This window comes from Neoroseomonas soli (genome assembly GCF_018129065.1).
Lineage (GTDB): Bacteria > Pseudomonadota > Alphaproteobacteria > Acetobacterales > Acetobacteraceae > Neoroseomonas > Neoroseomonas soli.
The window spans coordinates 20926-28185 of record NZ_JAAEDM010000064.1; the positions used below are offsets into that span (position 1 = coordinate 20926).

A 7260-nucleotide genomic window follows, 5' to 3' on the forward strand; every position below is an offset into this window, starting at 1 on the left:
TCACGGCCTCCGCCCCGGCAGCCCAGCCTGCCGGGTGCGCGTCATCCCATCGCGTGCCATGATCCTGCCCCGCACGAAACGACCGGAAGGCCCGCCATGCGACTGATCCGCCTGCTGCTCCTGCTGGCCTTCGCCATCCCCGGCCTCGCCGCGGCACAGGGTTTCGACCTGCCGGGCCTCGGGCGCGATTCCGGCGCCTACCAGCAGGAGATGCAGCGCCGCTTCCCCGCCGGCGCCAGCCCGCAGCAACGCCTCGCCGCCGAGCAGCGCGCCGCGCAGGCGGAAGGCCGCCGCGACTATGCCGCCGCCGCGACGGCGTGGGAGGAGCGCGTCGGCATGGGCCAGGCGAGCGGCGACCACTGGCTCGCGCTCGCGCAGGCGCAGCTCACGCGCCAGCCGCCGAACAACCAGCGCGCCCTGCAGGCCGCCTGGCGCGCCTTCCAGCTCGCCTCCTATGGCGAGCCCGAGATCGCGCCCCTTCTCGTGATCGCCGAGGCGCTGCGCCGCATGGACCGCCCCGTGCAGCAGATCGAGGCGCTGGAGACGATCCTCGAGCGCATGGACAGCCCCGAGCACCGCGAACGCCTGGAGGCCGCGCGTCGTGCCGCCGGCATGCTGGTCCGCCGCGTCAACACGGAACCCGATGCCGAACCGGCCCGCGCCTGCATCGCCTTCACCAACCCGCCCGCGCGCCGCACCGACTGGCAGCCGGGCGACTGGATCCGCGCCGACCCGCCGATCCCTTCCCTCGCGGTGGAGCGTGAGGGCGACCTGCTTTGCGTCGCCGGCCTGCCCTGGGGTGCCTCCACGCGCCTGATCCTGCGCGCCGGCCTGCCCGGCGAGGGCCGCCAGAACCTGCGGCAGGAAACCGCCGTCGCCATCGCCATGCCGAACCGCGAGGCGCGCATCGCCTTCGACACCCGCGCCTTCATCCTGCCCCGCGGGCAGGAGGCGCGGATCGGCGTCGCCACCGTCAACATCTCCGCCATGACCGTCCGCCTGGTGCGCGTGGCCGAGCGCAACCTCGTGCCGCTGCGCCGCGACTGGACGCCGGGCGAGGCGCTGGAATCCTGGTCCGCCGACACGATCAGCGAGGATATGGGCCGCGTCCTGTGGGAAGGCCGCGCCGAGTTGCAGCGCGTCGAGCCCAACCGCACCGCCCGTTCCATCCTGCCCCTGCCCGACGTGCTGCGCAGCGCGGGGCCTGGTGCCTACCTGCTGGTGCTGCGCCAGGCCGATGCCCGGCGCGGCGGCGGGCAGACCGCCGCACTTCCCTTCTTCGTCTCCGATATCGGCCTGACGGCGTGGCGCGGGGCGGATGGCCTCGCGGTGCAGGCGCGCAGCCTGCAGGGCGCGGCGCCGAGCGCGGGCATGCGCCTGATGCTGATGGCCCGCAACAACGAGATCCTCGCCGAGGCGCGCACCGACGCCGATGGCCTCGCACGCTTCCCCATCGCGCTGATGCGCGGCAGCGGGCCGCTCGCGCCCGTCGCGGTGCATGCCGAGACGGCGGACGACATCGCCGCGCTGTCGCTCGAAGCGGCCTCCTTCGATCTTTCCGATCGCGGTGCCACCGGGCGGCCGCATCCGGGGCCGGTCGATGCCTTCCTCTGGCTCGACCGCGGCATCTACCGCCCCGGCGAGACGGTGAACGCCTCCGCCCTGGTCCGCGATCCGGCCGGGCGGCCGCTCGACCTGCCGATCCGCCTGCGCCTGCGCCGGCCCAACGGCCAGATCGCGCAGGAGATCGTGCCCCCGCGGCAGGACGGCGGCGCCATCTACTGGCCGCTGCGGCTTTCCGCCGGCGCGCCCTTCGGCCTCTGGACGCTGGAGGCGCTGACCGACCCCGATGCGCCGCCGGTCGGCCGCACCACCTTCCGCGTCGATGCCTTCGTGCCAGAACGCCTGGAAGTCACCGCTGGCCCGGTCCCCGGCCCGCTGGTGCCGGGCCCGCAGGGGCTGCGCGTGCCGGTCACCGCGCGGTTCCTCTATGGCGCACCGGGCTCGGGCCTCTCGGGCCAGGCGGAGATGCGCCTGCTCACCGATCCCGAGCCCTTCCCCGACTGGCGCGGCTGGCGATTCGGGCTGGCGCAGGAACAGTTCGCCCCGGACCTGCTGACCTTCGAGATCCCCGAGACCAACGAGCAGGGCGCGACGACGCTGTCGCTCGACCTGCCGCAGGCACCGGACACCACGCGCCCGGTGCGCGGCGAGGTGACGGTGTCCATGAGCGAGCCGGGCGGCCGCGAGACGCGCACGCGCTTTTCCGTACCCATCCGCGCACGCGGCACGCTGGTAGCGGTGCGCCCCGCCTTCGAGAACGACGCCATCGACGCCGGCGCCGAGGCCGGTTTCGACATCGCCGCCGTCTCGCCGGAAGGCCGCGCCGTCGCCGGCACGCTGCGCGCGCGGCTGGTGCGCGAACGGCCCAACTGGCGCATCGTCGTGCGCGGGTCCATCGCGCGCTGGGAGACAGTGTGGCGCGACGAGCCGGTGGACGCGCAGGAGATCCGCATCACCGCGCAGCAGCCGCAGCGCTTCGCGCGCACCCTCCCCTTCGGCCGCTACCGGCTGGAGGTGTCGGACGCGAACGGGCTCGGCATCACCTCCATCCGCTTCCGCTCCGGCTGGGCCGGCGCGGAAAGCGCGGAGATCCCCGACCGCGTGGACGTCGCCGCCGACCGCCGCGCCTATGCGCCGGGCGAGACGGCACGCATCCGCATCACCCCGCCCTTCGCCGGCCGCGCCTCCGTCGCCGTGCTGACCGATCGCCTGGTTTCCCTGCGCGAAGTCCAGGTCGCGGAGGGCGGCACCGAGGTCGAGGTCCCGGTGGACGCCGCCTGGGGCCCCGGCGCCTATGTCGCCGTCACCGTCTTCCGCCCCGGCGAGGCGCGCCAGGGCCAGCCGGGCCGTGGCCTCGGCCTTGCCTGGGTCGGCATCGACCCGGCGCCGCGCACGCTCGGCGTCACCATCGACACACCGCAACTGGCGCGCCCGCGCCAGCGGGTGGAGGTGCCGGTGCGCGTCACCAATGCCTCCGGCCCGGTGCTGCTGACCCTCGCCGCCGTGGACGAGGGCATCCTGCGCCTGACCAACTTCGCCAATCCCGACCCGGGGGCGCATTTCCTCGGCCGGCGGATGCTCGGCGTCGATATCCGCGACGATTACGGCCGGCTGATCGCGCCGGCGGAAGGCGAACTCGCCCTGCTCCGCCAGGGCGGCGACGAGGATGCCGGCGCCGATGCCATCCAGCCGCCGCAGCGGGTCGTCTCGCTCTTCTCCGGCGTGGTGCGCGCGGGAGCGGACGGCGTTGCCATGGTGCCGCTCGACATCCCCGACTTCGCGGGCGAGCTGCGCCTGATGGCCGTGGCCTGGGAAGGCACGCGCATCGGTTCCGGCTCGCGCGCGCTGACCGTGCGCGACCAGGTGGTGGCGGAAGCCCTGCTGCCGCGCTTCCTGGCACCGGGCGACGAGGCGCGCCTGTCCGTCCTGCTGCACAACATCGAATTGCCGCAGGGCGAGATCGCGGCGGAACTCACCGCGTCCGGCGGGCTTACCATCGCGGGGCCGGCGCGGCTGGCGGCGAGCCTCGCCACCGGCGCGCGCGCGCAGCCCTTCACCACGCTGCGCGCGGCCGAAGGCGGGGAAGGCGTGCTGCGCCTCGCCGTCACCGGCCCGAACGGGTTCCGCGTGGAACGCGAAAGCCGCATCACCATCCGTTCCTCCCGCCCGCGCGTGACGGAAGTGGCGGGCGCGGAACTGCCGCCCGGCGTGGAGATGCCGCTTAGCCCGCCGATCGACCGCTTCGTGCGCAACGCCTGGCGCGCCACCGCCTCCTTCGGCGCGGCGGTGCGCTATGACGTCGCGGGCATGCTGCGCGCGGTGGAGGAATTTCCGCTCTACTGCCTCGAGCAATCGGCCTCGCGTGCGCTGGCCCTGTCCGCCGGCATCACCGAGGACGGCGATCCCGACCGCGCGGCGCGCCTGCAGCGCGCGGTGGATTCCGTCCTCGACCGCCAGCGCTTCGACGGTTCCTTCTCCATGTGGAGCGCGAACGGCGAGGCGCATCAATGGCTCACCGCCTATGCGGTCGAGGCGCTGGTCCGCGCCCGCACCGCCGGCGCCACCGTGCCGGAAGGCGCGCTGCGGGAGGCGCTGCGCTTCCTCGATGAAGCCATCGAGGACACGACGACCAACACGCCGGAGGAACGCGCGGCGCAGGCCTATCGCCTCTATGCACTGGCGCTCGCCGGCCAGCCGCGCCTCGGCGCCGCGCGGCGGCTGATGGAGGAACTGAACGAGCTGCCGACGCAGCTCTCCCGCGCGCAGCTCGCCGCCACCTTCGCGCGCGGCGGCGATGCGCAGCGGGCGCAGCTCGCCTTCTCCTCCGCCCTCACGTCCACGGGCCGGCAGTTCTGGGGCTTCGACTACGGCAGCGCACCGCGCGACGCGCTCGCCACCGCGACCCTGCTGCGCGAGAGCAACCTGATGCAGGACCGCCTCAACCAGGCGATGCAGGTCCTGCCCGGCGCCGAGTTGACGCCCGCCCGCGCCAGCACGCAGGAACAGGCCTGGGCGGTGCTGGCCGCGCAGGTGCTCGGCCAGGGCACGCGGGCGGCGAACGTCGCCGTCAACGGCTCCGCCCTACCGGCGCGGCCGGTGGTGGCGACGCCGCTTTCCGGGCCCGGCACGGCGCGCAACCTCGGGGCCGCGCCGGTCTGGGCGTCGGTGTCGATCAACGGCATCCCGCGCGATCCGCTGCCGGCCGAGCGCGCCGGCTTCCGCGTCACGCGCCGCTTCTTCGCGCTGAACGGGCAGCCGCTGGACCTCGACCAACTGACGCAGAACACCTCCTTCGTGCTGCTGATGGAACTGCGCGCCGAGACCAACGACCGGCATGAGGCGATGCTGATCCAGGGCCTGCCCGCGGGCTGGGAGATCGCCTCCCGCCTGCCGGCCGGCGACATCGCCGGCATGCCGTGGCTCGGGACACTGACCGAGGTGGACAGCCAGCCGGCGCTGGACGACCGCTACGCGGCGGCGGTGACGCTGACGCAGGGGCGGCCCTTCGCGCGGCTCGCGGTGCGCCTGCGCGCGGTGACGCCCGGCAGCTTCGAACTGCCGGGCGGCGAGGCGCAGGACATGTACCGGCCGGGCATCTTCGCGCGGCAGAACACGGCGCGGATCACGGTGCTGCCGTGATCTGCGGAGGGCGTGACGCGGAGGGGCGCCGCCCCTCCGCACCACCCCGCCAAAGGCCGAAAGGCCTTTGGGAACCAGGAATGGGCCCGTGCGGCATGGCGGCGCGCGTCCGCATCGCCGTCCGAAAGGCGACCGTGGTTTCGCAAGGCCTTCCGGCGGCCCGAGCGACCCCGCCGCGACGTTCCGCCCACCGCAGGCCGCCCGCTGCTTCCGCGGTGCCCCGTTCACTGCCAGACCGCCCCCCAACACACGGTTTCCAAAGGCCTTTCGGCCTTTGGCGGGGAGGCCTGGAGGGGCAGCGCCCCTCCAGTATCCCATCGTGATCCGGCGCCCCGCCCTCGCCGCGCTGGTGCTCGCCGCGATCACCACGCCCTTCGCCCTGGACCGCGCCTACCCGCCCGACCTCACGCGCCTCAACGCGGCGGGCGTGGAAATCCTGGACCGCGAAGGCCGCACCCTCTCCGTCCTCCCTGTCCCTGGCGGCACCTGGCGCCTGCGCACGGCGACGACGGACGTGCCGCCGCAACTCGTGGACCTCCTGATCGCCGCCGAGGACCGCCGCTTCCGCAGCCATTTCGGCGTGGACCCGGTGGCGCTGGCGCGCGCCTCCTTCCAGTGGATCCGCGCCGGGCGCGTGGTGTCGGGCGGCTCGACGCTGACCATGCAGGCGGCGCGGCTGCTCGAACCGCGGCCGCGCACGCTGCGCTCCAAGGCCATCGAGATCTTCCGCGCCTTCCAACTCGAGGCGCGCTTCAGCAAGGACGACATCCTCGGCATCTGGCTGACCCTCGCCCCGCAGGGCGGGAACATCGAGGGCATCCGCGCCGGCAGCCTGGCCTGGTTCGGGCGGCCGGCGGCGCGGCTGGATGCGGCGGAATCCGCGCTGCTGGTCGCACTTGCCAGACGCCCCGCGACGCTGCGCCCCGACCGGCATCCGGAGTCCGCGCGTGCCGCACGCGACGCGGTACTGGCACGGCGCGGCGGACCGTCGGCGGGAATGTCCGCCGCCGATCGCGACCTTGCCGTGGCGGCGGCGATGCCCGACCGGCGCCAGCCGATGCCGCGCCTCGCGCCGCATCTCTCGCGGGAGATGGCGCGCGGCGCGGCGGGCAGCGTGACGCTGACCCTCGACGCGCCGTTGCAGCGCGCGGCGGAACGGCTGGCCGCCGAAATCCTGCCGACACTGCCTGATCGCGCGGCGCTCGCCATCGTGGTGGCGGATGTCGCGACGCGGGAGGTACGCGCGCTGATCGGCGGCGAATGGGGCGCGGAATCACGCGCCGGCGCGCTGGACCTGACGCGCGCGGTGCGGTCCCCGGGCTCGGCGCTGAAGCCCTTTCTCTACGCCATGGCCTTCGAGCGCGGCATCGCGCAGCCCGGCACGCTGATCGCCGACCTGCCGCGCCATTTCGGCGCCTATGCGCCGGAGAATTTCTCGCGCGACTTCGCCGGCCGGGTCACGGCGGCGGATGCGCTGCGCATGTCGCTGAACCTGCCGGCGGTGGCGATGCTCGACCAGATCGGCGCGCTGCGCTTCGCCTCGGCGCTGAAGGCCGCCGGCGCGGGGCCGAGGCTGCCACGCGGGGCGGATGCGTCACTGCCGCTGGCGCTCGGCGGCGCGGGGACGACGCTGCGCGACATGACCGCGCTCTATGCCACCATCGCCGACCATGGCCGGTCGGTGCCGCTGCGCCTGACGCCCGGTGTCGCGCCAGACGCCGTGCAGGCGGTGGAACGCCGCGCGGCGGACTCCGTCGCCGCCATCCTGGTGCAGAACTTCCCCGGCGGCGGTCCGGCGGGCGTGGCGTGGAAGACCGGAACCTCCTGGGGCGGGCGGGATTCCTGGGCGATGGGCTTCGATGCGCGCCACGTCGCGGGCGTATGGATCGGGCGGCCGGACGGGACGGCGATGCCGGGTTCCACCGGCCGGCAGGCGGCGCTGCCGGTGCTCGCGCGCGTCTTCGCCCTGTTGCCGGAGGCGCCGCGGGAAGGCCTGCGCGTCGTGGCCGATGCGCCGCGCCAGCAGGCGCCGGCGGACCGGCTGCGGCTGCTTTTCCC

Annotated in this window: 2 protein-coding genes; both read left to right on the forward strand. The window is 74.7% G+C overall.

Annotated features, from left to right (window positions below; genetic code table 11):
* The first annotated feature begins 96 nt into the window (after window positions 1–96).
* Window positions 97–5202, forward strand: a complete 5106-nt coding sequence (locus GXW76_RS19000) for an alpha-2-macroglobulin family protein (RefSeq protein WP_211863677.1) — start codon at window positions 97–99, stop codon at window positions 5200–5202.
* 319 nt (window positions 5203–5521) lie between these two features.
* Window positions 5522–7260: penicillin-binding protein 1C (pbpC, locus tag GXW76_RS19005; protein ID WP_211863678.1), on the forward strand; the 1739-nt coding region annotated here is incomplete at its 3' end.

Excerpts from the sequence above, each read along its gene's own strand:
- GXW76_RS19000 (WP_211863677.1), top strand. The coding sequence starts at position 97 with ATGCGACTGATCCGCCTGCTGCTCCTGCTGGCCTTCGCCATCCCCGGC.